The organism is Caballeronia sp. INML2, assembly GCF_023631365.1.
Lineage (GTDB): Bacteria > Pseudomonadota > Gammaproteobacteria > Burkholderiales > Burkholderiaceae > Caballeronia > Caballeronia turbans.
Map to the genome: position 1 here is coordinate 118,810 of NZ_JALQDH010000047.1, position 24,449 is coordinate 143,258.

A 24,449-nucleotide genomic window follows, 5' to 3' on the forward strand; every position below is an offset into this window, starting at 1 on the left:
TAAGCACCGAAAAAGCGGGCGTCTTGCGTGTTTCGCGCGCGCCGCGTGCCGATTTCGGCATAGCCGTTTCGCTGCGAAAGTGCGGCGCGGCGGGCGTGCCGACGCGGTATCCGCCTGTGCCGATATCGTCATGAAAACGATCCAGCCGCTTCAAGACGCCGGTCGCGCGCGTTTTTAGGATAGGCGGCATGAAAACCATCGACATCATCGACTCGCATACGGGCGGCGAGCCGACGCGCCTCGTGATCGCGGGCGGCCCGGATCTGGGCGGCGGCTCCCTCGCGCAACGGCTCGACGCGTTCCGCACGCGCTTCGACGACTGGCGGCGCGCCATCGTCACCGAACCACGCGGCTCGGACGTGATGGTGGGTGCGCTCCTGTGCGAGCCCGACGATCCTTCCGCCGCGGCGGGCGTCATCTTCTTCAACAACGTCGGCTATCTCGGCATGTGCGGGCACGGCACGATCGGGCTCGTCGCGTCGCTCGCGCATGCGGGAAAGATAGCGGCGGGGCGGCACCGGATCGATACGCCCGTCGGTCCCGTCGATGCCACGCTCAACGCGAACGGCAGCGTCAGCGTGCGCAACGTGCCGGCGTATCGGCATCGGCGCGCGGTGACGGTCGATGTGCCCGGCCACGGCACGCTCACCGGCGATGTCGCGTGGGGCGGCAACTGGTTCTTTCTCGCCGCGGATCACGGGCGCGAACTCGAGCCCGCGCGCATCGCCGGGCTGACCGCGTTCACCGATGCGATCCGCGATGCCCTGCACGCGCAGGGCATCACGGGTGCGGATGGCGCGTACATCGACCATATCGAGCTTTTCGCGGATTCGCCCGTCGCGGGCGTGGACAGTCGCAATTTCGTGCTGTGTCCGGGCAGCGCTTACGATCGCTCGCCGTGCGGCACCGGCACCAGCGCCAAGCTCGCGTGCCTCGCGGCGGAAGACGCGCTCGCGCCGGGCGAAGTCTGGCGTCAGGAGAGCATTATCGGCAGCGTGTTCGAGGGCAGCTATGCAATCGACGGCGACGCGCTCGTCCCGACGATCACCGGCTACGCGCACATCATGGGCGAAGGGCGTCTCGTCTTCGACGAGCGCGATCCGTTCAAGCTCGGCATCGCATGAAGGCGGACGTCATCGTCGTCGGCGGCGGAATCGTCGGGGCGGCGTGCGCGGCGGAGCTCGCGCTGCGCGGCATGACGGTCGAGGTGCTGGAAGCGCGCGGCATCGGTGGCGGCGCGACGGCGGCGGGCATGGGCCACGTCGTCGTGATGAACGATTCGCACGCCGAGCTCGCATTGGCACGTGCTTCGCGAGAACTGTGGCTCGCACTGGGCGCCGAACTGCGCGGGCGCGAGGCGTTTTCGCGTTGCGGCACGCTCTGGATCGCCGAAGACGACGAAGAGCTCGACGCCGCCCGTTCGATGCGCGATGCCTTCGCGGCGGCGGGCGTGCGTGCGCACATGCTCGATCGCGCCGCGCTGCGCGAGGCGGAGCCGGCGGTGAGCCACGCGATGCAAGGCGGATTGCTGATCGACGACGACGCGATCGTGTACGCGCCCGCCGCGGCGCAATGGCTTCTGACGCGCTCGACGCGCATCCGTGTATCGACCGGCTGCGCGGTTCGTGCCGTCGACGCCGGCGACGCGCATGCCGTCGTCACGCTTGCGAACGGCGACCGGCGCACGGCCTCCCACGTCGTCATCGCAAACGGGCTGGCGGTGCCGGATCTGATCGGGGACGTGCCGCTCGAAGTGAAGAAAGGGCATTTGCTCGTTACCGATCGCTATCCCGGCACGATCCATCATCAGGTGCTGGAACTCGGCTACATCAAGAGCGCGCATCACGCGCGCGGCACGTCGGTCGCGTTCAATGCGCAGCCGCGTCCGACGGGGCAGGTGCTGATCGGCTCGTCGCGCCAGTTCGGCACGCGCGATCCGGCTGTCGAGATCGACGTGCTCGGCGCCATGCTCGCGCGCGCGACGCGTTATCTGCCAGGCATCGGCGCGCTCAACGCGATCCGCGCATGGACCGGTTTTCGTGCCGCGACGCCCGACGGCCTGCCGCTGATCGGCCCCGCGCGTTTCCCGGGCGACCGGCTGTGGCTCGCGGCGGGTCACGAAGGGCTCGGCGTGACGACGTCGCTCGGTACGGCAAAGCTCATCGCCGCGCAGATGCTCGGCGAGCCGGCTCCGTTCGATATGCCCGACATGCACGCTTTCTCACCGCAACGATTCGCACGGGAGCACGCCGATGGATGAGCGCGTGCGCGTGGTCATCGACGGCGAGCCGCTCACCGTGCCCGCGTTCACGACCGTCGCGGCCGCCGTCGCCATGCGCGGCGTCGGCGGCACGCGGCGCTCCGTCACCGGCGAGCCGCGCGCCGCGCTATGCGGCATGGGCGTGTGTCACGAATGCCGCGTGACGGTCGATGGCCGCGCGCATGTGCTCGGCTGTCAGACGCTGTGTCGTGACGGTCTTTCCATCGAGACGATGCGATGAAGGTCGAACAGGTCGATATCGCGGTCGTCGGCGCGGGGCCGGCGGGTCTGAAGGCGGCGCGCATAGCGGCGCGAGCGGGCGCACGCGTCGCGCTCATCGACGACAATCCGCGCCCCGGCGGTCAGATCTGGCGGCAAGGGCCGACGCTCGCGCCCGCCGCGCAACTTCGCCAGTGGCTCGATGAAACGCGCTCGCTTGAAAACTTCGTCGGCATGAACGGGACGAAGGTCGCCGCCGCGCCCGGCAGCAAACGGCTCTTGCTCGAACGCGACGGCGCGCCGCTCGTGCTCGCGTATTCGAAGCTCATCCTCGCAACGGGCGCGCGCGAGCGGCTGCTGCCCTTCGACGGCTGGACCCTGCCCGGCGTGACGGGCGCGGGCGGCCTGCAGGCGCTCGTGAAGGGTGGAATGCCGGTGCGCGGCGAGCGCATCGTCGTCGCGGGCAGCGGGCCGCTTCTGCTCGCCGCCGCCGATACCGCGCGCCGTCACGGGGCGCAGGTCGTCGCGGTGGTCGAACAGGCGTCACCGGCGCGTGTCGCGCGCTTTGTCGCGTCTCTTGCGCTGACACCGGCAAAGCTGGCTCAGGCCGTCGGGCTCGGGGTCGCGTGCTATCGACCAGGCGGTGTCGTCGTGAGGGCGCATGGAAGCGCGCGCGTGGACGCGGTCACGATTCGCGTGCGCGGGCGCGAAGAAACGCTCGTAGCGGATCGCGTCGCGTGCGGATACGGCCTCGTGCCGAACGTGACGCTGGCGCTCGCGCTCGGCTGCTCGACAGACGAACGCGACGGCGCGATTCACGTCGACGATTTGCAGCGCACGTCGCTGGAAGACGTCTTCGCGGCGGGCGAATGCACGGGCATCGGCGGGATGGAACTGGCGAGCGTCGAAGGCGCGCTCGCGGCGCACGCGGCGCTCGGTATCGCCGCCGATGCGCGTCTCGTGCGCGAGCGCGATCGCTGGCGTGCCTTCGCCCGGCGCGTGGCGCACGCGTTCGAACTCGGCGCCGACGCCCGCGCGATGCCGTCGCCGGACACCGTGTTGTGCCGCTGCGAGGACGTGTCGATCGGCGAAGTCGCCGCGCACGCGAACTGGCGCGAGGCGAAGCTGCAGACACGTTGCGGCATGGGGCCGTGTCAGGGGCGCATTTGCGGCGAGGCGGCTGCTGTCTATTTCGGATGGCCGTGTACGGCGGCGCGCCCGCCATTCGCGCCGGTTCGCATCGATACGCTGATCGCCGCGCGCGAGAGCGCCGAAACGCCCGTTTCATAGTGGGGCCAGCGCGAATTTCGTCCGCGCATGCGCGCTTCTATAATCGGTTGCCTGACCGATCAGGACGCAACCGACCTCCTTACGCATGACGAGCACGACAGGCCTCATGACGAACACCGCGCCGATCGCGCAACCTCCGGCGTCGACGCTCTCGGACATGCTCGCGCATTTCGCGCTGCTCGCGCCGGTGTTCGACGCGATGCCCGACATCGTGTTCTTCGTGAAAGATCGCGAGGCGCGCTACGCGATGGTCAATCGCACGCTCGCGCGCCGCTGCGGCCACAAGGACGACAAATCGGCGCTCCTCGGCAAGACGGCGGAGGACGTGTTCCCGCGGCGCTTCGGACGCATCTACACGGCGCAGGATCAGGCGATCATCGCGCAGGGACATCAGTTGATCGACCAGCTCGAATTGCATCTGTATCCGGGGCGGGAGCCTGGCTGGTGCATGACGTGCAAGCAGCCGCTCCATGACACGCAGGGCAATATCGTCGGGCTCGCGGGAATATCGCGCGACTTGCAGGCCGCCGAAGGCACGCATCCCGCCTACAGCCGGCTTGCGGCGGTCGTGCAGCACATCCAGGAGAACTACGTGCAGCCGCTCAATATGCGGCAGCTCGCGCAGATGGCGAACATGTCGATCGCGCAACTGGAGCGGTATTTTCACAAGGTCTTTCATCTGACGCCGCGTCAGGTGTTGCTGAAGACGCGCCTCGACGCAGCCACTGCGCTGCTCGTCTCGAACGGAAAAGTCACCGATGTCGCCGCGCTATGCGGCTACACCGATCACAGCGCCTTTACGCGCCAGTTCAAGGCGACGGTCGGCATCACGCCGAGCGAATATCGGGCGCTGTTGCAAGCGGGCATGTCAGGGGCGTCGCGCCCCGATTCGGCGCGAGAAGCAAACGTCTGACGGGAAAACAGGGGCACGGCTCGCGCAAAAAATACACGGTCGTGCGTTCCGGTTGCGGTTTCGTGCGGCGCGCCTCGGCCGGAATGCCCGTCCCATGCGGGTTTCCCGGCAGCGAATGCAAGGCGGTCCGCTTTTTGCTCGCTCTGGCTCGCGGCGACCGGGCAAAATCTTCGCGTTGGCGCCGCTCAAAAACCGCGAGGCGTTCCGCACCGGCGCACACGCGACATAAATTACGGTGCGTGCGGAATTCCCGCCGCGTTTTCGTGTCGATCAATGCGCGCAACAGCGTGCGCGGCGGCGAGAGGATGGAGACCCGTCGCGAGAATTCCGTTTTTTGGCAGCAGAAAAGAACATCATGAACGAAGTGGCAAGACTGGGGCATATGCGGATCGTGCTCATCGAGGACGATCCCGAGAGCAGGGCATCACTGCAGATGTTGCTGGAAGAAGAAGGTGCGGACGTAGTCGCGGTGGCCGACGCCGAAGACGGCGCGCAAGCCGCGATCGAGCATCTTCCCGATGCGGTGATCTGCGATCTCGATCTACCCGAGATGGACGGTTTCTATCTCATCCAACGTTTGCGGGATCACGAAATACGCGGCAATCTGCCGCCGTCCGTGGCGATCGCGCTGACGGGACACGGCGGCGACGAATACCGATTACGAAGCATCGGCGAAGGTTTCCAGCATTTCATGACGAAACCCGTGCATCCCGACGAACTCGTCGCGCTGATACAGGACGCAGTTGGCGCGCGCGTGGTGATGTGAGGCGTTCGGGGCCGCCGCTGACGGGCGGCCCGTGTTTCTTACGACCGGTCGCGGTTGCGCGCCCGCGTCGCGCCCGTGATGACGGCGATGCCCAGCATGATGACGGCGACGATCATGATCGTATGCTGCGCGACGTGCATCGCGACGAGCGCCCACGATACCCCTCCGATCAGAATCAGCCAGCCTACCAGGTAGATGATCAACGTCATCGACTTCTCCTTTTTCGTTGTGTGCTAGAAATCGTTGCGTGTCCTTCAAGAAAGGGCCTTATCCTTTCGACGCCGAAGCACGCATAAGTTCACTCATGCAAGGGGCGTACCGCGGGTGGCATCTCGGACATGAGCAAGAGCCAAAGCATGCTGACCGTGCATCGAAGACCAGATGCTTTTGTGTCCCTTGGTGGGCTTCGCTTCTGCGAAATTGATACCTAAGAAAAGATCGACGACGACTGTCTACCTTATCGGCGCGGCGTCCTTCTCAGTCGGTACCATGGCCGCCGCAAGATTCGTCCGCGCGCGCCGTATCAGATCAGAAGCTGCTTGATGCGTCGTTTGATTGAATTCTTCAAACGGCGCATCGACGTCCTATTCGCGTCGGTGCCGTAGGACGCATCAGATATGAACGCGCCGCTCTGATTCAATTCGTAACCGGATCGAACGGTCGACGGTGATGGTGGTTGAAAAGGTACGAAAACCCCCGGCTTGCGCAGAACGAAGTCGAAAGACATTTTCATCGCGTATGTGTCGATGTGCTCGAGCTTCGCGAGTCTTTTCCAGTGCTTTTCGTACATACCCTCGATCAGACTGGGTGTCGGATTCCACTTGTGGCTCAATGGCGCGTGATCGTTGCGCGAGTCCCAGGTATAGCGCCAGTCCGGAACAACGACCCCGACCCCGCCGCCTGGCTTAACCAAGCTCAGCCAGTAGCTGATGATTTCCTCCGGATTCGCCACATGTTCGAGCATGTGGAGGGAGACGATGAAATCGACGGAATCCGGTTTGAACGGGAGATTATCGGGCATTGCCAACACAGCGGAGGCGGTCGATGCCTGGTGAGCACCGCTTGCCTGATCCGATGGGGGCATACGAGCAATATCGATCGGAAGCAAATATGGCGAAATCGTCCTGGCGCCGCAACCTACGTTCAGGCCGTTCAGTTGCTCGATCGTGTAACCGTTTGGCATCGCACGCAGCGCGGCTTCTTCTTCTCTGGCCAGCAATAAGCTGACTTCATCGCCCATATACAGAACGACCGTCTTCGACTTCATAGCGAAGTATTCGCGCTGAACGGTGCTCAGTGGTGAGAGCAGACTGATGTTGTGGGCTCCGTCTATCGGCCCCTCCATCTGCTCGCGGATGGATTCGACGGTTTGATCATCAAGCGGGTGTTGTTTTCTGATGCCTTTCATTGGGGCCCCAGGCTTTCAACTTGGCTATCCGATTCTAACTGAAGGTTTAGCTGCACTCCGCGTAAAGGCCGTCACCTAGCCGGGGATTGTCGCTCCGGGAGATGTTTGCGCCGAGGCGCGCCGTTCTGATATCAGTGCCCGCACGGCGTTCCTAGATGGAACCTCGATATATCGATAGGCGCAATCCGCGATCGCGAGCATCAGCACCGATAGCAGCACCTGCCCCCATATGTGGCTGATGTCCTTGGCGATCATTATCGTGGGTCCGATGAAGTGATCAGCGTAGTACATGATCGGTTGATGCACCATGTAGAGCGCGAAACTGATCTCGCCCAGATGCATCATCGGCCGGTTCGAAAGCATCTTCGACAGCAGCCCGCGCTGGAATGCGAACACGAAAATGATCGCGACCATTGCCGGCTGATAGTAGGCGCTGTTCGCGAGCGTCGGCCACTTGTGCCACGTAGACCGGTACAGCACGACGAGAAACCAGAGCGACGCGATTTCCAGCGCGGTGAACAGCGCGGCATCGAACCACCGATCGCCCATGCCTTGCAGGCGATTGAACAACAGCCCGAGGCTCAGACCGATGATGAAATCAAATATCCGGACGTAGGGCGATACCATCATGAGCCACCAGTCGAACGAAAACGCTTGCATCTTCGTTCGCAGCAACAGCGCGATCAGGAACAGGCAGGCGAATGCCGCGATCCCCGCCAATGCCGCGCGCGTCGCGCTGCGACTCACGCCGAAACGGTTGAAGGCGAACAGCAGGAACGGAAGCGAGATATAGAAGAACAACTCGTCCGAGATCGACCACGACACGCCGTTGTAGGAGAAGATGTTCGCGCCGTCTGGATACCACGCGTGTAGCAGGAACACGTTTGCCAGCGTTTGCCAGTCTGTGTATTGCGTGCCACGAATCCAGATCAGCGGCACGACCGCGGCGAACATAAACAGGTGCAGCGGCCAGATACGGGCGACGCGCAGCGCCCACAATTTCGCGACCGATCCGACCGTCAGGCTTTCGAACTTGTCGGCGTAGTTGTGCGCGAGGATAAAGCCGGAGAGCAGGAAGAAGAACCCTACGGCCAAACCGCCGGTCTCGTACGGGTAGCCGAAGTGAGCAAAAACTACCGCTGCGGCTGCGATGAATCTGAGCGACGTAAGGGGCTTCAGCATGTTTCCTCGGGCAAATTCTTGTAATTTTTCGTCGGACGGATTTTATATGAACCGACTTAAAACCGTGAAAAAACAGCGCCGTAGCAATTGGTCTCGGTGTCGAAGAATGTTGTTTTGTGGCGCAGATGAGACACGCACTCGGCAGTTTTTACGCGTCTGCTTGACCGCGAGTAAGGCCGATTTCGGCGCGCCGTCGATATGCGGCTATGCGCACCGGCATCGCGAATATAAGGAATGGCCCTGTTGGGAAATCAGGATCGCGGAATTCCGACGCGCTACACTCCCGCCAGACAAGGCCTCCGGTCGAAAGCCAACAAATACCTCATGCTGACCGTCCATCATCTCAACAATTCCCGCTCGCAGCGCGTGCTGTGGATGCTGGAAGAACTCGGCGTCGAATATGAACTGAAGCGCTATCAGCGCGACCCGCGGACGATGCTCGCGCCGCCCGAATTGCGCGCGGTGCATCCGCTCGGCAAATCGCCGGTCGTGACCGTCGACGGCATGACGCTCGCCGAATCGGGGGCGATCATCGAATATCTCGTCGACCGCTACGGCGAGGGCCGTTTCTCGCCGCCGCCCGGCACGTCGCCCGAACGCGTGCGCTACAACTACTGGATGCATTACGCGGAAGGCTCGGCAATGCCGCCGCTCTTGCTCAAACTCGTCGCGCGGCGGCTGGAGAGCGCGAAGATGCCGTTTTTCGCGAAGCCGATCGCGCGGCGCATCGCGCAGACGATGCAAAGCAGTTTCATCGATCCGCAACTGCGCTTGCACTTCGGCTATATCGACGCCCAGCTCGCGAAGTCGCCGTGGTTCGCGGGCGAGACATTCACCGCCGCCGACGTGCAGATGAGCTTCCCGCTCGAAGCCGGCAGTGCCCGTGCCGGCGCGAAGTCGATGCCGCATATCCGCGCGTTTCTCGAACGCATCCACGCGCGGCCGGCATACCAGCGCGCGCTCGCGCGAGGCGGCCGATACGATTACGCCAGTTAGCCGTTCGGCCGACTGCCGGCATGCGAGAGGCGTTGCGTACAATGAGTCGCACGCAACCACTCAGCCCAAAGGCGACGCATGGCCCGAATCGTTCCCGATGACTGGAAGAATCTCGAAGCGACCGGCGCGGCGGCGCGCGAGCTCGAAACGCTCGCGCTGCTCGAAAAATTGCCCGACGACTACACGGTGTATCACGGCGTTCACTGGACGCGCGTCAACGAAGGCTTCTCCGTGTTTGGCGAAGCGGATTTCGTCGTCGTTGCGCCGTCGGGGCGTGTATTGATGATCGAACAGAAGGCGGGCTTTCTGCGCGAAACCGGGCAGGGTCTCGTGAAGGTCTATCTGCAGAAGGAACGCAACGTCGCCATTCAGCTCGCGCGCACGCTGGAGAACCTGCACCGGCGCTTCACCGCGGCGTTCGGCGCGGGCACGTACCGGATCGAGGAATTGCTGTATTGCCCCGACTACACCGTGAAGAACGCGGCGATTGCGGGCGTCGCGCCCGCGCGCATCGTCGATGCGAGCCGCAAGTCGCAGCTTGCGCGCGTCGTGCTGGACATTCTGCCGCCCGATGAGCCCCGCTTCGAATCGGCGGCGCGCATCCATCATTTTCTCGCCGATGAACTCTCGCTCACGCCCGACACCAATGCGCTCGTCGGCGCGGCAAACACGCTCGTCACGCGGCTGTCGGGCGGGCTCGCGACCTGGGCGCGCCGGCTGGAATTCGAACCATTTCGCCTGCGCGTGATCGCGACCGCCGGCGCGGGCAAGACGCAGCTCGCCGTGCGCGTGATGCGCGACGCGCTCGCGCAAGGCAAGAGCGTGCTCTACGTATGCTTCAACCGGCCGCTCGCCGATCATATCCGCGCCATTGCGCCGAAAGAGGCGAAGATTGCGAACTACCATCAGTTGAGCGCGGCCGTCGCCCGTGACGCCGGCAGCCCGCCCGATTTCAGCCAGCCGAACGTTTTCGCGACGCTCGAAGAACGCTTCGCCGCCGTGCCGGTGCCTGAACAGTGGAAGACGGACGTCCTGATCGTCGATGAAGGCCAGGACTTTCAGGCGGCCTGGGTCGAAGCGCTCGAGCGCCTGCTCAATCCGGACGGCGCGTGGTGGTGGCTCGAAGATCCGATGCAGAACCTCTATCTGCGCGAGCCGGTGCCGCTGCCGGGCTGGACCATCCTGCGCGAGACCACCAACTACCGCAGTCCGCGCGACCTGCTCGGCTTCATCCGCAAGATCGTCGGGCCGGATGTGCGGCTCGACGCGGGCAGTCCCTTCGACGGCTCGGACGTGAGCGTATCGACCTACGAGGACGGGCATCCCGAGGAAATCATCGAGGCGACCAAGCGGGCGATCACGCATGCGCTCTCGCTCGGCTTTCGCAAGCAGGACATCGCGGTGCTGTCGTTTCGGGGCCGCGAGGGCTCGGCGCTCACCGCCGTCGATCAGCTCGGCCCGCACCGGCTGCGCGCGTTCACCGGCACGTATGACCTGTTCGGCAACCCGGAGTATCGCGAGGGCGATGTGCTGCTGGAATCGATCTATCGCTTCAAGGGGCAATCCGCGCCGTGCGTGATCCTCACGGAAGTCGATTTCGAGGCGCTCGACGAGCAGGCCGCGCGCAAGATCTTCGTCGGAGCGACACGCGCGACGATGAAGCTGATCGTGGTCGCATCCGAACGCGCGGCCCGGGCCATCGACGCGCTGCAGTAGCGCATGGCCGTTCCCGGCACAGAACCGTCCCTGGGCGCGCCCGCCGCGCGTCCGTGGTTCCGCCGTCTCTGGTATGCGGCGCTGATCGCGCTCGCGGTCGCGCCGCCGATCGGCGCGGTCGGCTACATGCTCTATTCGGGCCTGCTCGCGCGCGAGACGCACAGGCTCGTTGTGCCCTACGACGTGTACTGGGACGCCGCGCAGTTCCAGCTCGCCTATGAGCGCTTCGAGAATCATGTATTGCTGTACCGCAACGGCATCGACGAGGATGCGAACGCCGTGCGCGCGAGCTATCGGCTGCTGCGCGCGCGGCTCAAACAGGTGTCGGAATCGGCGGGACTGTCGGATGGACACGAAGCGCTGCTGAACCGGCAGCGCGAAATCCAGCGGCAATTGCAGACCGCGCTCGATTCGATCCAACTGGACGTCGAAGGGCTACAGGCCGAGCGTCAGCACACCTTGCGCGTGATCGGCGTGCTGCGTCAGAACGCGCCGGCCGTCGCGGAACTGGCGAGCGGACGGCGGCTCATGGACGTGGCCGAGCGCGAGGCGATCGTGCGCGACTTCGAGGCGAAGCGCCGCTATCTCATCTACGGCGGCATCCTCTTGGGTCTGCTGTCGGCGGCGGCGACGGCGTTGCTGCTGATGAACGGGTATCGGCGCACGCGTCTCATCGAGCAGCAGCGCGCGGCGCTCGCGGCCGAGCATCAGGCGACCCGCGCGGCGCGCGAGGCCGGCGTCGCCAAGGACACGTTCCTCGGCATGATCAGCCACGAGTTGCGCACGCCGCTGCACGCGATCGTATCTTCGGTCGAATTGCTCGGGCTCAATGCGCGCGGCGATGCCGACCGCAGAATCATGCAGCGCCTGGAAACAGGGGCGCGCCAACTCGAAGCGCAGATGCGCGATCTGACCGACTACGCGCGTCTCGGCGCAGGCAAGCTCGAATTGCGCATGACGGTCTTCGATCCGGTGGAACTGCTCGATTCGATCGTCGATGCGAACACGCCCGCCGCGACCGCGAAAGGGCTGGAATTGCGCGGCGACTACGCGGGCGAGCGCCGGCCAATCGAATCCGACCCGCATCGCGTGCGGCAGATCGTGACGAATCTCGTGACCAACGCGATCAAATACACCGAAGTCGGGTCCATCGACGTGCATTTTGCGCGCACGGAGGAGCGCCTCGACATTTCGGTGATCGACACGGGCCCCGGCATATCGCGCGAGCAGTTGCCGCTTATTTTTCAGGAGTTCACGCAGCTCGATTCATCGAGCACGCGGCGTTTCGACGGCGCCGGAATGGGTCTCGCGGTGGTGCGCGGACTCGTCGACCTGCTCGGCGGGAGGATCGAGGTGTCGAGCGAAGTGGGACAGGGCGCCGCGTTTCGCGTGAGCCTGCCGGCGGTGTCGGCGGACCGGCTGCCCGGAGGCGAGCCGGAAGCCGACGCGCCCGAGTTGCGCAAATCGCGTGTGCTCGTGATCGACGACCACGAGTCGATCCGCGACTCGCTGCTCGAGATGCTCACGCACCTGGGTTATTCCGCAGTCGCCTTGCCCGATGTGGATAGCGCGCTCGCGTGGCTGCGCGAGAACGACGCCGACGTGATCCTCGCGGACTTGCATATGCCCGGCAAGGACGGCTACTCGTTCGCCAACGAATACCGCGCGCGCAGTGCGCCGGGAGCGAGCGTGCCGATCATCGCGGTGAGCGCCTACGCGCCGGAACTGGTGGACCCGAGCGCGGCGGTGCTGTTCTTCGACTACTTGCTCAAGCCCGTGCGCTATGAGGTGCTGAAGGGCGCGGTGCACCGCGCGGTGACCGTGCGCAGGCGCGTCGCGTAGGGTTCGCCGCTAGCTGCGCATCAGGCGCTTGGAAAGGTCCGCGACGAGAATGCCAAGGCGCGCGGGCTTCTCGAAACACGTCACGTTGTAGTCGCGGATGACCTGGCTGATCTCCGATTCGCTCGCCTTGCCCGTTGTGAGCTCGCCCGTGAGCACGAAGACCGGCGCGTCCGGGTTGTCCGACGCGCGCACCGCGCGGATCGCGTCCGCCGACGTATGCATGCCGAACAGCCAGTCCATTACCACGGCATCGAACACCTGCGTCTGCAGTGCTTCGAGGAAGGCGTCGAGGCCGTAGAAGGCCATCGCCGTGAAGCCGGTGGCTTCGAGATAGTCGTGCAGGTTGTCGGCGGAAGCGTGGTCGTCGTCCACCACGGCGATGATGGGCTTGTCGGTGTCCGGCCGGCGCGGCTGGATCTCGATTTTGTGAACGTCGCAGGCTTCCTGAAGCAGCACGCCTTCATGCTTCGAGACGATCCAGCGATTGTTGAGCTTTTGCGCGATGAAATCCGGACGGCTGCCTGCTTCCAGCGCACTGCCGACCCACGCCATGCAAGGAATCTCCACCGAACCGAGCTTGAAGACGGCGTCGTGCGCGGTGCCCTCGGTTTCGTCGGGGCGCGTATTGATCGAATCGAAGAGCTTGAGCGCGGGCTCGTCGAACGCATCGGCGACGCGGCGAATCTGCGCGAGCGTCCACGGACTGTTGCCGCGCAGCTTGCGATGGCCCTGCGAAAAGCTCAGGTCGAGAATGCGGCACAGCTCGGCAGTCTGCTGCCGCTTTCCGATGCCATGACGGCCCATCAGCTCGCGCACGCGCTCCGCGACGGCGAGGGATTCCGAAGAAGACGTTTCAGTGACCATACAGCCAGTCGGATACGTGAGAGTGGGAATCTACGGGGCGTGTTCGGCGCGGAACGGACGGCCCATGCGCAGTGATTCGATATTGTAAATGGCATGGGTCCGTGCACTCAAAATGCGTCGGCAGAAGGCTCGCCGCGGGCCCGCTCGCACCGGGCCGCGAACGGTCCTTCCGTTACGCCAGCGCCGATGCGCGTTCGTGCGCCGGTTTGGGCGCGACGGGGATCTCGTCGAGCAGCGTCGAAAGCTGATTTCGGGCGTCCCGTCCGCTGAATTCACGCAGCGTCGCGAGCAAGGTGCGCCACGGCGCGGGCCACCGCGTTTCGCGCACGCAGTGGCCGTTGACATCGGTGATGCGCAGAAGGGTGCTGTCGGGAAAGTAGGTGAGTGTGACGGGCGTTCCGTCGAGTACGCAGGTTGCAGTGCAGGCTTTCGGTGTGAACATACTTTTTTTGAGTTGAATGAGCGTCACGATTGGACGGTCGAGGGCTTTAGCAACGATCGTTCCCGGTGTTGCCCGCGCTGCGTGCGAACGGTGTCCATCGGCGAAATCCTGCATGAAAGTTCGCGATTGTTGAACGGAGTATTGCCGATTTTCGCGACAATTAGCGGCTTTGCCGGCGATACACTGCGAAGAATCGTTGAATGGAGCTAATTGTGTTGATTGCTGCTTTTCTGATTTGTCCGGTTGGCGTCGCGGCGCTTTTTGCATTCGCTCTTTTTGCGGACAGACATTTCAAAGACTCGCTTCCTGTTTCGCGCGGCCATGTGCCCCCGGCGCAGACCGTCCGCTCGCAACGCGACACGACATCCGGCGTGCTGCGGCGGTAAGCGATCCGCTTTTGTTATCGAACGATCGCCCTTTCGAATTGTTGCGCTATTGGCGCGGGACTATAGTGCCTCGACGGCATGACAACCATAGCGACAACAACGAAAGGAGACGAACCATGAACCGTATCGACCTGGCCGACCGCGTCGTGATCATCACCGGCGGGGCGCGGGGCATTGGCCTCGCGGTGGCGGAGCGGGCGCTCGAATCGGGCGCCGATGTGTCGCTGTGGGACGTCGACGGCGAGCGCCTCGCGCGCACGAGCGCGGAACTCTCGGCGAAGTACAAGGAGCGCAAGGTCAGCGACGCCGTCGTCGAACTGACCGACGAATCGTCCGTCGACGCCGCCGCGAACAAGACGCTGGCCATGCACGGCAGGATCGACGTGCTCGTGAACAATGCGGGCATCACCGGCGGCAACGGCACGACCTGGGAACTCGCGCCCGACGTGTGGCGCCGCGTGATCGACGTCAATCTGATCGGCCCGTATCTGACCTGTCGCGCCGTCGTGCCGCACATGCTGAAAGCGGGCTACGGGCGCATCGTCAATATCGCGTCGATCGCCGGTAAGGAAGGCAATCCGAATGCGTCGCACTACAGCGCGTCGAAGGCCGGGCTGATCGGCCTTACGAAATCGCTCGGCAAGGAGCTGGCGGGGAAGAACATCCTCGTGAACGCCGTGACGCCCGCCGCGGCCAAAACCGAAATTTTCGATTCGATGTCGCAGCAGCACATCGACTACATGCTCTCCAAGATCCCGATGAACCGCTTCCTGTTGCCGCAGGAAGCCGCGTCGCTGATTCTTTGGCTCTCCTCCGAGGACTGCGCGTTCAGCACCGGCGCGGTGTTCGACCTGTCGGGCGGACGCGCGACGTACTGATTGCGTCTTCGGGAGAATCGCGATGAATCACTCCGCCCAAGCGGAAGGCGCCGTCACGTCCCGCGTGATGCGCAGGCTCTTGCCGTTTCTGCTCCTCATGTACGTGCTCGCGTTTCTGGACCGCGCGAACATCGGCTTCGCGCAAAAGGCGCTGCAGCAGGACACCGGTTTGACGAATGCCGCGTTAGGTTCGGCGCGGGCGTGTTCTTCGTCGGCTACGCGATGTTCGAGGTGCCGAGCAATCTGCTGTTGCATCGCGTCGGCGCGAAGCTGTGGATGTGCCGCATCATGGTGACGTGGGGCCTCGTCTCGGCTGCGATGGCCTTCGCGCATGACGCCACCACGTTCTACGCCTTGCGCTTTCTGCTCGGCGTGGCGGAGGCGGGCTTCTTTCCGGGCATCGTCTATTACCTGACGCGCTGGTTTGCGCAATCGTCGCGGGCGCGTGCGCTCGGCGTGTTTTATTTCGGCGCGCCGCTCGCGTTCATCTTCGGCGCGCCGCTGTCGGGCCTGCTGCTCGATCTGCACGGTGCGTTCGGTTTCAAGGGCTGGCAATGGCTCTTTCTCGTCGAAGGGCTGCTTGCGTCGATCGTCGGCGTATGCGCGTTCTGGTATCTCGACGACGATCCCGCGCAAGCCCGATGGCTCACCCAGGACCAGCGCGCGCTGCTCGTCGGCCGCCTCGACGAAGATGCGCGCATCGCCTCGTCGCACGGTCCGCGCAGCGTGCTCGCGTCGCTCGTCGATCCGCGCGTGCTCGTGCTGTGCTGTGTGTATTTCCTGATTCAGGCTGCGGTATATGGCGTCGTCTTCTATTTGCCGCAACAGGTGTCGGCGCTGCTGGGCACCAAGGTGGGCTTTCGCGTCGGGCTCGTGACGGCGCTGCCGTGGATCGCCGCCGTGATCGTCACGTGGATCGTGCCGCGCTACGCCGATCGCACCGGAAGGCATCGTCCGTGCGCGGTGGCGCTGCTTGCGATGTCGGGCATTGCGATCGGCGTGTCGGGCGTTGCGTCCTCGCCCGTCGTCTCGATCATCGCGCTGTGCTGCGCGGCGAGCGGCTTCATCGCCGCACAGCCGCTCTTCTGGACCTTTCCGACGCGCTATCTCACGGGCGCGGCCGCCGCGGCCGGTATCGCACTCATCAATTCGCTCGGCGGACTCGGCGGCTTCTTCGCACCGATGGCCCGCACCGCCGCCGAAGCCGCGTTCCATTCGACGAGCGCCGGCCTCATGGTGCTCGCGGGCGCGAGCGTGCTCGCGGCGCTCATCATCGTCGCGCTGGTGCGCGTGCCGGGGCGCATCGAACACGCGCACATCGCCGACGCCGCGAACGCGTCCTGAACCACGAAACCACACGTACGGAGCCTCATCATGTCCATGCCCACGATCGCCCAAGTGCGCGCCTTCACCGTTCGCGGCGGCGGTGCCGATTATCACGACCAGGGCGCCGATCACTGGATCGACGATCACATCGCCACGCCGATGGCCCGCTATCCCGAGTACCGCAAGAGCCGTCAGTCGTTCGGGCTGAACGTGCTGGGCTCGCTCGTCGTCGAGATCGAGGCGAGCGACGGCACCGTCGGCTTTGCGGTGACGACGGGCGGCGAAATCGGCGCGTTCATCGTCGAGAAGCATCTGGCGCGCTTTCTCGAAGGGCAGCGCGTAACCGACATCGAAAAGATGTGGGATCAGATGTACAACGCGACGCTCTACTACGGCCGCAAGGGCATCGTGCTCAACGCGATCTCGGGCGTCGATCTCGCGCTGTGGGATCTGCTCGCGAAAGTGCGCAAGGAGCCGGTGTTTCAATTGCTCGGCGGTCCGGTGCGCGACGAGCTGCAGTTCTACGCGACCGGCGCGCGCCCCGATCTCGCCAGGCAGATGGGCTTCATCGGCGGCAAGATGCCCTTGCAGCACGGCCCGGCGGAAGGCGAGGAAGGGCTCGCGAAAAATATCGCGAAGCTCGCGGACATGCGCGCGAAAGTCGGCGACGATTTCTGGCTCATGTTCGATTGCTGGATGAGCCTCGACCTCAACTACGCGAAGCGTCTCGCGAATGCGGCGCGCGAGCACGGCCTGAAGTGGATCGAGGAAGCGCTGCCGCCCGACGACTACTGGGGCTATGCCGAACTGCGCCGTTCGGTGCCGCGCGGCATGATGGTCACGACCGGCGAGCACGAAGCGACGCGCTGGGGCTTTCGCATGCTGTTCGAGATGGGCTGCGCGGATCTGGTTCAGCCGGATGTCGGCTGGTGCGGCGGCATCACCGAGCTCATCAAGATTTCGGCGCTTGCGGATGCGCACAACGTGCTCGTCGTGCCCCACGGTTCGTCGGTGTACAGCTATCACTTCGTCGTGACGCGGCATAACTCGCCGTTCGCCGAGTTCCTGATGATGGCGCCCAAAGCCGATCAGGTCGTGCCGATGTTCACACCCTTGCTGCTCGACGAACCCGTGCCGGTGAACGGCCGCATGAAGGTGCCGGAGACGCCGGGCTTCGGCGTGCGGCTGAATCCGGAATGCAAGCTCGAAAGACCCTATACGCACTGACCACACTGAAAGAGGCCTCTCATGCTGCTGGAAAACAAGGTCGTCGTGGTGACGGGCGGGTCTCGCGGCATCGGCCGGGCGATCGCGCTCGCGAGCGCGCGCGAAGGCGCCGATGTCGCGATCAACTACTGGGGCGACAACGACAGGTCTTACGGCAAGGCATCGGCGGTGGAGTCGATCGTCCGCGAGATCGAGGCGTTGGGGCGGCGCGCGATCGCCGTCGAAGGCAACGTCGCCGAGCGGGATACGGGCATCGAGTTGATCGCCCGCACGGTCGATGCCTTCGGCCATGTCGACGTGCTGTCGAGCAACGCCGGCATCTGTCCGTTCCACGCGTTTCTCGACATGCCCGCTTCTGTCTACGAATCCACCGTCGCGGTGAACCTGAACGGCGCGTTCTACGTGACCCAGGCCGCGGCGAACCAGATGAAGACGCAGGGCACGGGCGGCGCCATCGTTGCGACGAGTTCGATCAGCGCGCTCGTCGGCGGCGGCATGCAGACGCACTACACACCGACCAAGGCGGGTGTTCACTCGCTGATGCAATCCTGCGCGATCGCGCTCGGGCCGTATGGCATCCGCTGCAACTCGGTGATGCCGGGCACCATCGCGACGGACCTGAACGCCGATGACCTTTCGGATAGGGACAAACGCGCGTATATGGAAAAGCGCATTCCGTTAGGCCGCCTCGGCGAACCCGACGATGTCGCGCAATGCGTCGTCTTCCTCGCCTCAGACCGCGCGCGCTATGTGACTGGCGCGTCCCTCCTCGTGGATGGCGGTCTGTTCGTCAATCTTCAGTGAGGCGACACCGCCGAATACTTGCGCAACAGCGCGATGAAGTACTCGGCGGGCTCGCTCAAGGTCTCGAACTTGCGTCGCAGCAGCCCGAACCCAGACAGGCTCTTGCCGATCTCGATCGGCAACTCGATCAGCAATTGCGCCCGCAAATAATCCCGCACGACGGATTCCGGCAGCATCGCGACGGCTTCGCTGTTTTGCAGCAATTGCAGCGTGGCGAAGATGGACGCGCATTCGACGATGTCGGCCGGCGTCGACAGCCCGGCGCGCGCGAGTTCGTCTTCGAAGAGGCCGCGCGCGGGACTCGTGATCGGCTGCAAAATCCACGGCCAGCCGACGAGTGCGGCGAGTACGAGTCCGGTCTTCCCGGCAAGCGGATGCCCCGCGCGCACGACGAGGCGCATCGCCTCGCGCGCGAGCGGTTCGAAGTCGAAATCGTTGTGCTGCAAAGGCGTCGTCAGACGGCCGAGCGCGAGATCCACTTCGCGGCGATGCAGCAATTGCACGACCTGATCGCTCGTCTCACCGAGGATGCGCACGTTCAGAAGCGGCCGCTCCGACTTCAGTTCGGTGACGGCCATCGCGAGCACATCGGGCGCGGCGCCCATGATCGCGCCGACCGTGAGCTGACCGTGACCGCCACGGCGCTTGGCGTCGAGATCGTCGGCGAAGCGGGTCAGGTCCGCCAGCGAGCGGCGCGCATAGGCGAGCGCGGCGGTGCCGAGCGGCGTCGGCTGCATGCCGCGCGCATTGCGCTCGAAGAGCAGAAACCCGAATGCTTCCTCGATATCCGCAAGCATGCGGCTGGCGCTCGGCTGCGCGACGTTGATCGTCTCGGCGGCCTGATGCAGATTGCGCGCGTCGTCGAGCGCGACCAGCAGCGCGAGATGCTTGAACTTCAGCCGATTGACCAGCGCATTCGGCGACACACTTTGGGACACGTTCTGAATCATTCGACAGCCCGCTTTGAGCCGCGCGAAGATGCGGCGCAGCGATACGTTTTTGCGATCGGCCAATCCTGCAATCGGATTGTCGTGTTATCGGTCGGCGAATTATAGTCGCAGCACAACGAGTCTCGACCACAGGGATTCACCAATCAAAAGAAGGCGGGCCGCCATGGAGACAGTGGCATTTCGCATGACCTTGAAGCCGGGCATGCGCGAGGAATACGAGAAGCGCCATCGCGAGATCTGGCCGGAACTGGCCGATGCGCTGCGCGAGGCGGGCATCCGCGATTACCGGATCTTTCTCGACGAATCGACCGGGCATCTCTTCGCCATTCATCAGCGCACGGATACGCATACGACGAACGCATTGCCGACGCTGCCCATCATGCGCAAGTGGTGGGACACCATGGCCGAGTTGATGGAGACGCACGCGGACAACGCTCCCGTGACGGTGCCGCTCGTGCCCGTCTTTCATCTTCCCTGAAACCTTCGCCGCTTTCGCGAGGAGCGCAACCATGCAGGTCGTCGATCCGCATATTCACCTGTGGGATCTGTCCACGCATCATTACCCCTGGCTCGCGAATCCGCAGACGTCGTTCGTCGGCGATGCGCGCGATCTGCAGCACGACTATCTGCTGGCGGATCTGCTGCGCGACGCGGAAGACATCGAGGTGTTGAAGCTCGTGCACGTCGATGCGAATCACGATCCCGCCGATCCCGTCGAGGAAACGCGCTGGCTGCAATCGGTAGCGGACAAGGACGGCATGCCGAATGGCATCGTCGCAGGCGCGGATTTGTCGGCGGAGAACGCCGAGCAAGTGCTCGAAGCACATGCGGCATTCGCCAATACGCGCGGCATCCGCCAGATTCTCAACGTGCATCGCAACAAGCTGTACGACTACGTCGGGCGTCATTACATGCGCGAGCCGCAGTGGCGCAGGCACTTCGCGTTGCTGAGGCGCTTCGGCATGTCGTTCGACCTGCAGCTTTATCCATCGCAGATGGAAGAGGCCGCGCAACTCGCGCGCGAGCATGCGGACACGCAATTCATCGTCAATCATGCGGGCATGTTCGTGGACCGCGACTCGACGCCGGGGTATCGCGCGTGGCGCGAAGGGATGCGCATGCTGGCTGCGTGCCCGAACGTCGCGGTGAAGCTGAGCGGCTTCGCGATGTTCGATCATGACTGGACCATCGAGAGCCTGCGTCCTTACGTGCACGAAACCATCGACACGTTCGGCAGTGACCGCGCGATGTTCGCCTCGAACTTTCCGGTGGACCGGTTGTTCGGCACGTATACGGCGTTGTGGAACGCGTATGCGCGCATCGTCGGCGATGCGAGCGACAGCGAAAAGCAGGCGCTCTTCGTTGGCAACGCGCAACGCATTTATCGCATCTGAGAGGTGAACACATGACGATGCCACGTCTTGAACTGAGACATGCGAGCAAGTCGTTCGGCCGGGTGCGCGCGCTCGGCGACGGCAGCCTGCAACTCTTTCCCGGCGAAGTGCACGCGTTGCTCGGCGAGAACGGCGCGGGAAAATCGACGCTCGTGAAGCTGCTCGCGGGCGTCTATCAGCCCGATGCGGGCGAGTTGCTCGTCGAAGGCGTCGCGCGCCGCTTCGCCAGTCCGGCCGAGGCGCGCGATGCGGGCATCGCCGTGATCTATCAGGAGCCGACGCTTTTCGCGGACCTCTCGATCGCCGAGAACATTTACATGGGCAGGCAGCCGCGCGATCGCTTCGGGCGCATTCGCTACGACGAGATGCATCGCGAAGTCGATGCGCTGCTGTCGTCGCTCGGCGTGAATCTGCGCGCGCAACGCCTCGTGCGCGGGTTGTCGATCGCGGACCAGCAGGTCGTCGAGATCGCGAAGGCTTTGTCGCTCGACGCGAACGTGCTCATCATGGACGAGCCGACCGCCGCGCTCTCGCTGCCCGAAGTGGAACGGCTTTTCGCGATCGTGCGCGCATTGCGCGAGCGCGACGTGGCGATTCTTTTCATCACGCATCGTCTCGATGAAGTGTTCGCGCTGACGCAACGCATGACGATCATGCGCGACGGCATGAAGGTGCATGACGCGCTCACGCAGGACATGAGCATCGATGCGATCGTGAGCAGGATGGTCGGCCGCGATCTCGACACGTTCTATCCGAAAGCCGATGTCGCGCCCGGCGACGTGCGTCTCTCGGTGCGCAATCTCACGCGGGAAGGCGTGTTCAAGAACGTGTCCTTCGACGTGCGCGCGGGCGAGATCGTCGCGCTGGCGGGACTCGTCGGCGCGGGACGCAGCGAAGTCGCGCGTGCGATCTTCGGCATCGATCCGGTCGATGGCGGCGAAGTGAAGATCGCGGGCAAAAAGCTCGCGCTGGGACATCCGGCGACGGCCGTGCGCGCGGGACTCGCGCTCGTCCCGGAGGATCGTCGCGCACAAGGGCTCGCGCTGGAACTGAGCATCGCGCGCAACGCATCGCTTACCGTGCTCGGACGTCTGATGCGTCACGGACTCATCACGGCGAAGAGCGAATCGACGCTCGCGGCGGACTGGGGCAAGCGGCTTCGTCTCAAGGCGAGCGATCTCGAAGCGCCCGTCGGCACGCTGTCGGGCGGCAATCAGCAGAAAGTCGTGCTCGGCAAATGGCTCGCGACGATCCCGAAGGTGCTGATCATCGACGAGCCGACGCGCGGCATCGACGTGGGCGCGAAGGCGGAGGTGTATCGCACGCTCGCGGAACTCGTGAAGGAGGGCATGGCCGTGCTGATGATATCGAGCGAACTGCCTGAAGTGCTCGGCATGGCCGATCGCGTGCTCGTGATGCACGAAGGCCGCATCAGCGCGGATATTGCTCGCGCCGATGCGAACGAAGGACGCGTGATGAGCGCAGCGCTTGGCGCCACGCCGGACTCTCTGGGACGCGCAGCATGATGACACGACACTCTCCGACGCTACCCGCGATGCCGCCGTCCGACACGAAGCGCGAAAGCCTCGCGGTCTCGATCGCAAAGAGCCGCGAATTGACGCTCTTCATCGTGCTGCTCGTATTGATCGGCGCGACGGCCGCGGTCAAGCCCGACTTCCTCAATCTGCAGAATCTGCGCGACGTGCTGCTCAACGTGTCGATCATCGGCTTGCTTACGGCAGGCATGACGATCGTGATGCTGATGCGGCATATCGATCTGTCCGTTGCGTCGGTGGTCGGCGTGTCGGCCTATGCGGTCGGCAGCCTCTTCGTGGTGTTCCCGCACATGCCGGTGATCGTCGCGATGCTCGCGGGCATCGGCATCGGGCTTGCGATCGGCGCGGTCAACGGCGCGCTCGTCACGTTCGGACGCGTGCCATCGCTCGTCGCGACGCTTTCCACGCTCTATATCGTGCGCGGCGCGGATTACGCGTGGGTCCACGGCGGCCAGATCAACGCGACGAGCCTGCCCGATGCGTTCGCGTCCATCGCGACAGGCGCGCTCTTCGGCGTGCCGAATCTCGTGCTGATCGCGCTGGTCGTGCTGATCGCGTTGTCGGTGTATCTGAAGCAATATCGCGGCGGGCGCGAGCACTATGCGATCGGCTCGAACCCCGAAGCCGCGCGGCTCGCGGGCATACGCGTGGACCGGCGCGTGATGATCGGCTTCCTGCTCTCCGGCGCCATTGCCGGTCTCGCTGGCGTGCTGTGGCTCGCGCGCTTCGGCACCGTCGATGCCAGCACGGCGAAGGGCATCGAGCTGCAGGTGGTCGCGGCGGCCGTGGTGGGCAGCGTCGCGATCACGGGCGGCGTCGGGACGATCGCGGGCGCCACGCTCGGCGCGCTCGTGCTCGGCGTCATCAATATCGCACTGGTGGTGTTGCGCGTGTCGCCGTTCTGGCAGCAGGCGATTCAAGGCGCGCTGATCGTTGCGGCGATCGCGCTCGATACATTGCTCGCGCGCTCGGTCGCGCGCCGCATGATGAGGAAACGCGATCATGGCTAAACCCGATTCCGCGCTGTCCACGACGCGCCGCCGCCACCTGCAATGGGAAGCGATGCTCGCGATCGTGCTCGTCGTTTCGCTCGTCGCGGGGCGTGTGCTGTCGCCGCTCTTTTTGTCCGGGGCGAATATCTCGAACATGCTCGCGGACTTCACCGAGATCGCGCTGATCGCGCTGCCGATGACGCTCATCATCGTTGCGGCGGAAATCGATCTGTCGGTGGCGTCGGTGCTGGGCGCATCCAGCGCGCTCATGGGCGTGCTATGGCACATGGGTTTGCCGATGCCGCTCGTCATCGTCCTCGTGCTGATGTTCGGCACGCTCGCGGGCTTGTTCAACGGCCTCGTGATCGTGCGCTTCGGTCTGCCGTCGCTCGCTGTGACGATCGGCACGCTCGCATTGTTTCGCGGTCTCGCATACGTGCTGCTCGGCGATCAGGCCATCGCGGATTTTCCCGCGTCGTACACGGCGTTCGGTATCGACACGGTCGGCAATACCTTTCTGCCGATGCCGTTTGTCCTGGTTATCGCGGGCGCAGTCGTCTTCACGGTAGTGCTGCAGGCGACACCTTTCGGCCGGAGCCTATTTGCGATCGGCGCGAATCCGACGGCCGCGCAGTTCTCGGGTATCGATGTCGCGAAGACGAAGCTCAGGCTCTTCATGATGTCGGGCGCGATGGCGGCGCTCGCGGGCATCGTCTATACGTTGCGCTTCACGAGCGCCCGCGGCGACAACGGCGAGGGCTTCGAGCTTTCCGTGATCGCGGCGGTGCTGTTCGGCGGCGTGAGCATTTTCGGCGGACGCGGCTCGATGATCGGCGTGCTGCTGTCGCTCGTGATCATCGGCGTGTTGCGCAATGCGCTGACGCTCGCGGATGTATCGAGCGAAACGCTGACGATCGTGACGGGCGCGCTGTTGCTCTCGTCGGTGTTGATACCGAATCTCGTCGCGCGCTGGCGGGCCGCGCGCGAAAAGCGTCTGATGGCGCAGGCGCTTTGATCAGTGTGATGTCCGTTGCGGGT

24 protein-coding genes and 1 pseudogene are annotated in these 24,449 nt (G+C 64.4%); 19 read left to right on the forward strand and 6 right to left on the reverse strand.

The genetic code is table 11. From position 1 onward, the window contains the following. The first annotated feature begins 179 nt into the window (after positions 1–179). The 6 genes from NCT32_RS16535 (at position 180) to NCT32_RS16560 (ending at position 5,448) form a co-directional block, all read left to right on the forward strand. Complete coding sequence (locus NCT32_RS16535) at positions 180–1,124, forward strand: 4-hydroxyproline epimerase (RefSeq protein ID WP_061115945.1); 945 nt, start codon at positions 180–182, stop codon at positions 1,122–1,124. Beyond that, positions 1,121–2,260: an FAD-binding oxidoreductase gene (locus NCT32_RS16540; protein ID WP_061115944.1), complete on the forward strand. Its 1,140-nt coding sequence runs from the start codon at positions 1,121–1,123 to the stop codon at positions 2,258–2,260. The genes NCT32_RS16535 and NCT32_RS16540 overlap by 4 nt, the downstream gene beginning before the upstream one ends. Further along, positions 2,253–2,501, forward strand: coding sequence for a 2Fe-2S iron-sulfur cluster-binding protein (locus NCT32_RS16545; protein ID WP_061115943.1), 249 nt, complete (start codon positions 2,253–2,255; stop codon positions 2,499–2,501). The genes NCT32_RS16540 and NCT32_RS16545 overlap by 8 nt, the downstream gene beginning before the upstream one ends. Further along, the gene (locus NCT32_RS16550; RefSeq protein ID WP_061115942.1) at positions 2,498–3,769 is read left to right on the forward strand and encodes an FAD/NAD(P)-binding oxidoreductase; all 1,272 of its coding nucleotides are present in this window, start codon (positions 2,498–2,500) and stop codon (positions 3,767–3,769) included. Before NCT32_RS16545 ends, NCT32_RS16550 begins: the two co-directional genes overlap by 4 nt. A 106-nt stretch (positions 3,770–3,875) precedes the next feature. Further along, positions 3,876–4,682, forward strand: a complete 807-nt coding sequence (locus NCT32_RS16555) for an AraC family transcriptional regulator (protein WP_061116109.1) — start codon at positions 3,876–3,878, stop codon at positions 4,680–4,682. A 355-nt stretch (positions 4,683–5,037) separates the two neighbouring features. Then, positions 5,038–5,448, forward strand: a complete 411-nt coding sequence (locus NCT32_RS16560; RefSeq protein WP_409219290.1) for a response regulator — start codon at positions 5,038–5,040, stop codon at positions 5,446–5,448. A 38-nt stretch (positions 5,449–5,486) separates the two neighbouring features. Here NCT32_RS16560 and NCT32_RS16565 read toward each other — a convergent pair whose 3' ends face one another. The 3 genes from NCT32_RS16565 to NCT32_RS16575 all read right to left on the reverse strand — a co-directional run bounded on the left by NCT32_RS16565 (position 5,487) and on the right by NCT32_RS16575 (position 8,038). Continuing rightward, a complete protein-coding gene (locus NCT32_RS16565) occupies positions 5,487–5,657 on the reverse strand; it encodes a hypothetical protein (protein WP_250477356.1) in 171 nt (56 codons plus the stop codon). Positions 5,658–5,971: 314 nt separating this feature from the next. After that, positions 5,972–6,856 (reverse strand): methyltransferase domain-containing protein, encoded by an 885-nt coding sequence (locus NCT32_RS16570; protein ID WP_061115940.1) that lies wholly within the window; start codon positions 6,854–6,856, stop codon positions 5,972–5,974. A 75-nt stretch (positions 6,857–6,931) separates the two neighbouring features. Continuing rightward, entirely contained in the window at positions 6,932–8,038 is a 1,107-nt protein-coding gene (locus NCT32_RS16575; protein WP_061115939.1) for an acyltransferase, read from the reverse strand. A 324-nt stretch (positions 8,039–8,362) separates the two neighbouring features. Here NCT32_RS16575 and NCT32_RS16580 point away from each other — a divergent pair, with 324 nt between their 5' ends. From NCT32_RS16580 to NCT32_RS16590, 3 genes are all read left to right on the forward strand, one after another. Next, the gene (locus NCT32_RS16580) at positions 8,363–9,034 is read left to right on the forward strand and encodes a glutathione S-transferase family protein (protein ID WP_061116108.1); all 672 of its coding nucleotides are present in this window, start codon (positions 8,363–8,365) and stop codon (positions 9,032–9,034) included. Positions 9,035–9,112: 78 nt separating this feature from the next. Further along, positions 9,113–10,750 carry an ATP-binding domain-containing protein gene (locus NCT32_RS16585; protein ID WP_061115938.1) on the forward strand — a complete coding sequence of 546 codons (1,638 nt, stop codon included), beginning with the start codon at positions 9,113–9,115 and terminating at the stop codon, positions 10,748–10,750. Positions 10,751–10,753: 3 nt separating this feature from the next. Beyond that, positions 10,754–12,592 (forward strand): ATP-binding protein, encoded by a 1,839-nt coding sequence (locus NCT32_RS16590; RefSeq protein WP_061115937.1) that lies wholly within the window; start codon positions 10,754–10,756, stop codon positions 12,590–12,592. A gap of 9 nt (positions 12,593–12,601) precedes the next feature. Here NCT32_RS16590 and NCT32_RS16595 read toward each other — a convergent pair whose 3' ends face one another. After that, positions 12,602–13,456 (reverse strand): helix-turn-helix domain-containing protein, encoded by an 855-nt coding sequence (locus NCT32_RS16595; RefSeq protein WP_061115936.1) that lies wholly within the window; start codon positions 13,454–13,456, stop codon positions 12,602–12,604. A 172-nt stretch (positions 13,457–13,628) separates the two neighbouring features. Beyond that, a complete protein-coding gene (locus NCT32_RS16600; RefSeq protein WP_311394671.1) occupies positions 13,629–14,012 on the reverse strand; it encodes a hypothetical protein in 384 nt (127 codons plus the stop codon). An 86-nt stretch (positions 14,013–14,098) separates the two neighbouring features. On the opposite strand from NCT32_RS16600, the gene NCT32_RS16605 reads away from it, so the two are divergent. The 5 genes and pseudogenes from NCT32_RS16605 to NCT32_RS16625 all read left to right on the forward strand — a co-directional run bounded on the left by NCT32_RS16605 (position 14,099) and on the right by NCT32_RS16625 (position 18,519). Then, entirely contained in the window at positions 14,099–14,284 is a 186-nt protein-coding gene (locus NCT32_RS16605; protein WP_061115934.1) for a hypothetical protein, read from the forward strand. A gap of 116 nt (positions 14,285–14,400) precedes the next feature. Next, a complete protein-coding gene (locus NCT32_RS16610) occupies positions 14,401–15,162 on the forward strand; it encodes an SDR family NAD(P)-dependent oxidoreductase (RefSeq protein ID WP_061115933.1) in 762 nt (253 codons plus the stop codon). A 22-nt stretch (positions 15,163–15,184) separates the two neighbouring features. Then, positions 15,185–16,506 (forward strand): annotated as a pseudogene (locus NCT32_RS16615) (MFS transporter). A gap of 30 nt (positions 16,507–16,536) precedes the next feature. Then, positions 16,537–17,715, forward strand: coding sequence for an L-rhamnonate dehydratase (rhmD, locus tag NCT32_RS16620; RefSeq protein WP_250477398.1), 1,179 nt, complete (start codon positions 16,537–16,539; stop codon positions 17,713–17,715). Positions 17,716–17,736: 21 nt separating this feature from the next. Beyond that, positions 17,737–18,519, forward strand: coding sequence for an SDR family NAD(P)-dependent oxidoreductase (locus NCT32_RS16625; protein ID WP_061115930.1), 783 nt, complete (start codon positions 17,737–17,739; stop codon positions 18,517–18,519). Here the strand turns inward: NCT32_RS16625 and NCT32_RS16630 are convergent. Continuing rightward, entirely contained in the window at positions 18,513–19,469 is a 957-nt protein-coding gene (locus tag NCT32_RS16630; RefSeq protein ID WP_284502306.1) for a LysR family transcriptional regulator, read from the reverse strand. The genes NCT32_RS16625 and NCT32_RS16630 overlap by 7 nt on opposite strands. Before the next feature lie 163 nt (positions 19,470–19,632). On the opposite strand from NCT32_RS16630, the gene rhaM reads away from it, so the two are divergent. The 5 genes from rhaM to NCT32_RS16655 are packed head-to-tail and all read left to right on the forward strand — an operon-like array spanning position 19,633 to position 24,426. Continuing rightward, positions 19,633–19,947 (forward strand): L-rhamnose mutarotase, encoded by a 315-nt coding sequence (gene rhaM, locus NCT32_RS16635; protein ID WP_061115929.1) that lies wholly within the window; start codon positions 19,633–19,635, stop codon positions 19,945–19,947. 31 nt (positions 19,948–19,978) lie between these two features. Beyond that, a complete protein-coding gene (locus NCT32_RS16640) occupies positions 19,979–20,863 on the forward strand; it encodes an amidohydrolase (RefSeq protein ID WP_061115928.1) in 885 nt (294 codons plus the stop codon). A gap of 17 nt (positions 20,864–20,880) precedes the next feature. Beyond that, complete coding sequence (locus NCT32_RS16645; protein WP_409241533.1) at positions 20,881–22,389, forward strand: sugar ABC transporter ATP-binding protein; 1,509 nt, start codon at positions 20,881–20,883, stop codon at positions 22,387–22,389. Beyond that, positions 22,389–23,429 carry an ABC transporter permease gene (locus NCT32_RS16650; RefSeq protein WP_061116105.1) on the forward strand — a complete coding sequence of 347 codons (1,041 nt, stop codon included), beginning with the start codon at positions 22,389–22,391 and terminating at the stop codon, positions 23,427–23,429. The genes NCT32_RS16645 and NCT32_RS16650 overlap by 1 nt, the downstream gene beginning before the upstream one ends. After that, entirely contained in the window at positions 23,422–24,426 is a 1,005-nt protein-coding gene (locus NCT32_RS16655; protein ID WP_061115927.1) for an ABC transporter permease, read from the forward strand. The genes NCT32_RS16650 and NCT32_RS16655 overlap by 8 nt, the downstream gene beginning before the upstream one ends. The last annotated feature ends 23 nt before the right edge of the window (positions 24,427–24,449 follow it).

Excerpts from the sequence above, each read along its gene's own strand:
- NCT32_RS16540 (WP_061115944.1), top strand. The coding sequence starts at position 1,121 with ATGAAGGCGGACGTCATCGTCGTCGGCGGCGGAATCGTCGGGGCGGCG.
- NCT32_RS16545 (WP_061115943.1), top strand. The coding sequence starts at position 2,253 with ATGGATGAGCGCGTGCGCGTGGTCATCGACGGCGAGCCGCTCACCGTG.
- NCT32_RS16550 (WP_061115942.1), top strand. The coding sequence starts at position 2,498 with ATGAAGGTCGAACAGGTCGATATCGCGGTCGTCGGCGCGGGGCCGGCG.
- NCT32_RS16555 (WP_061116109.1), top strand. The coding sequence starts at position 3,876 with ATGACGAACACCGCGCCGATCGCGCAACCTCCGGCGTCGACGCTCTCG.
- NCT32_RS16560 (WP_409219290.1), top strand. The coding sequence starts at position 5,038 with ATGAACGAAGTGGCAAGACTGGGGCATATGCGGATCGTGCTCATCGAG.
- NCT32_RS16565 (WP_250477356.1), bottom strand. The coding sequence starts at position 5,657 with ATGACGTTGATCATCTACCTGGTAGGCTGGCTGATTCTGATCGGAGGG.
- NCT32_RS16570 (WP_061115940.1), bottom strand. The coding sequence starts at position 6,856 with ATGAAAGGCATCAGAAAACAACACCCGCTTGATGATCAAACCGTCGAA.
- NCT32_RS16575 (WP_061115939.1), bottom strand. The coding sequence starts at position 8,038 with ATGCTGAAGCCCCTTACGTCGCTCAGATTCATCGCAGCCGCAGCGGTA.
- NCT32_RS16580 (WP_061116108.1), top strand. The coding sequence starts at position 8,363 with ATGCTGACCGTCCATCATCTCAACAATTCCCGCTCGCAGCGCGTGCTG.
- NCT32_RS16585 (WP_061115938.1), top strand. The coding sequence starts at position 9,113 with ATGGCCCGAATCGTTCCCGATGACTGGAAGAATCTCGAAGCGACCGGC.
- NCT32_RS16590 (WP_061115937.1), top strand. The coding sequence starts at position 10,754 with ATGGCCGTTCCCGGCACAGAACCGTCCCTGGGCGCGCCCGCCGCGCGT.
- NCT32_RS16595 (WP_061115936.1), bottom strand. The coding sequence starts at position 13,456 with ATGGTCACTGAAACGTCTTCTTCGGAATCCCTCGCCGTCGCGGAGCGC.
- NCT32_RS16600 (WP_311394671.1), bottom strand. The coding sequence starts at position 14,012 with ATGCAGGATTTCGCCGATGGACACCGTTCGCACGCAGCGCGGGCAACA.
- NCT32_RS16605 (WP_061115934.1), top strand. The coding sequence starts at position 14,099 with ATGGAGCTAATTGTGTTGATTGCTGCTTTTCTGATTTGTCCGGTTGGC.
- NCT32_RS16610 (WP_061115933.1), top strand. The coding sequence starts at position 14,401 with ATGAACCGTATCGACCTGGCCGACCGCGTCGTGATCATCACCGGCGGG.
- rhmD (WP_250477398.1), top strand. The coding sequence starts at position 16,537 with ATGTCCATGCCCACGATCGCCCAAGTGCGCGCCTTCACCGTTCGCGGC.
- NCT32_RS16625 (WP_061115930.1), top strand. The coding sequence starts at position 17,737 with ATGCTGCTGGAAAACAAGGTCGTCGTGGTGACGGGCGGGTCTCGCGGC.
- NCT32_RS16630 (WP_284502306.1), bottom strand. The coding sequence starts at position 19,469 with ATGATTCAGAACGTGTCCCAAAGTGTGTCGCCGAATGCGCTGGTCAAT.
- rhaM (WP_061115929.1), top strand. The coding sequence starts at position 19,633 with ATGGAGACAGTGGCATTTCGCATGACCTTGAAGCCGGGCATGCGCGAG.
- NCT32_RS16640 (WP_061115928.1), top strand. The coding sequence starts at position 19,979 with ATGCAGGTCGTCGATCCGCATATTCACCTGTGGGATCTGTCCACGCAT.
- NCT32_RS16645 (WP_409241533.1), top strand. The coding sequence starts at position 20,881 with ATGCCACGTCTTGAACTGAGACATGCGAGCAAGTCGTTCGGCCGGGTG.
- NCT32_RS16650 (WP_061116105.1), top strand. The coding sequence starts at position 22,389 with ATGACACGACACTCTCCGACGCTACCCGCGATGCCGCCGTCCGACACG.
- NCT32_RS16655 (WP_061115927.1), top strand. The coding sequence starts at position 23,422 with ATGGCTAAACCCGATTCCGCGCTGTCCACGACGCGCCGCCGCCACCTG.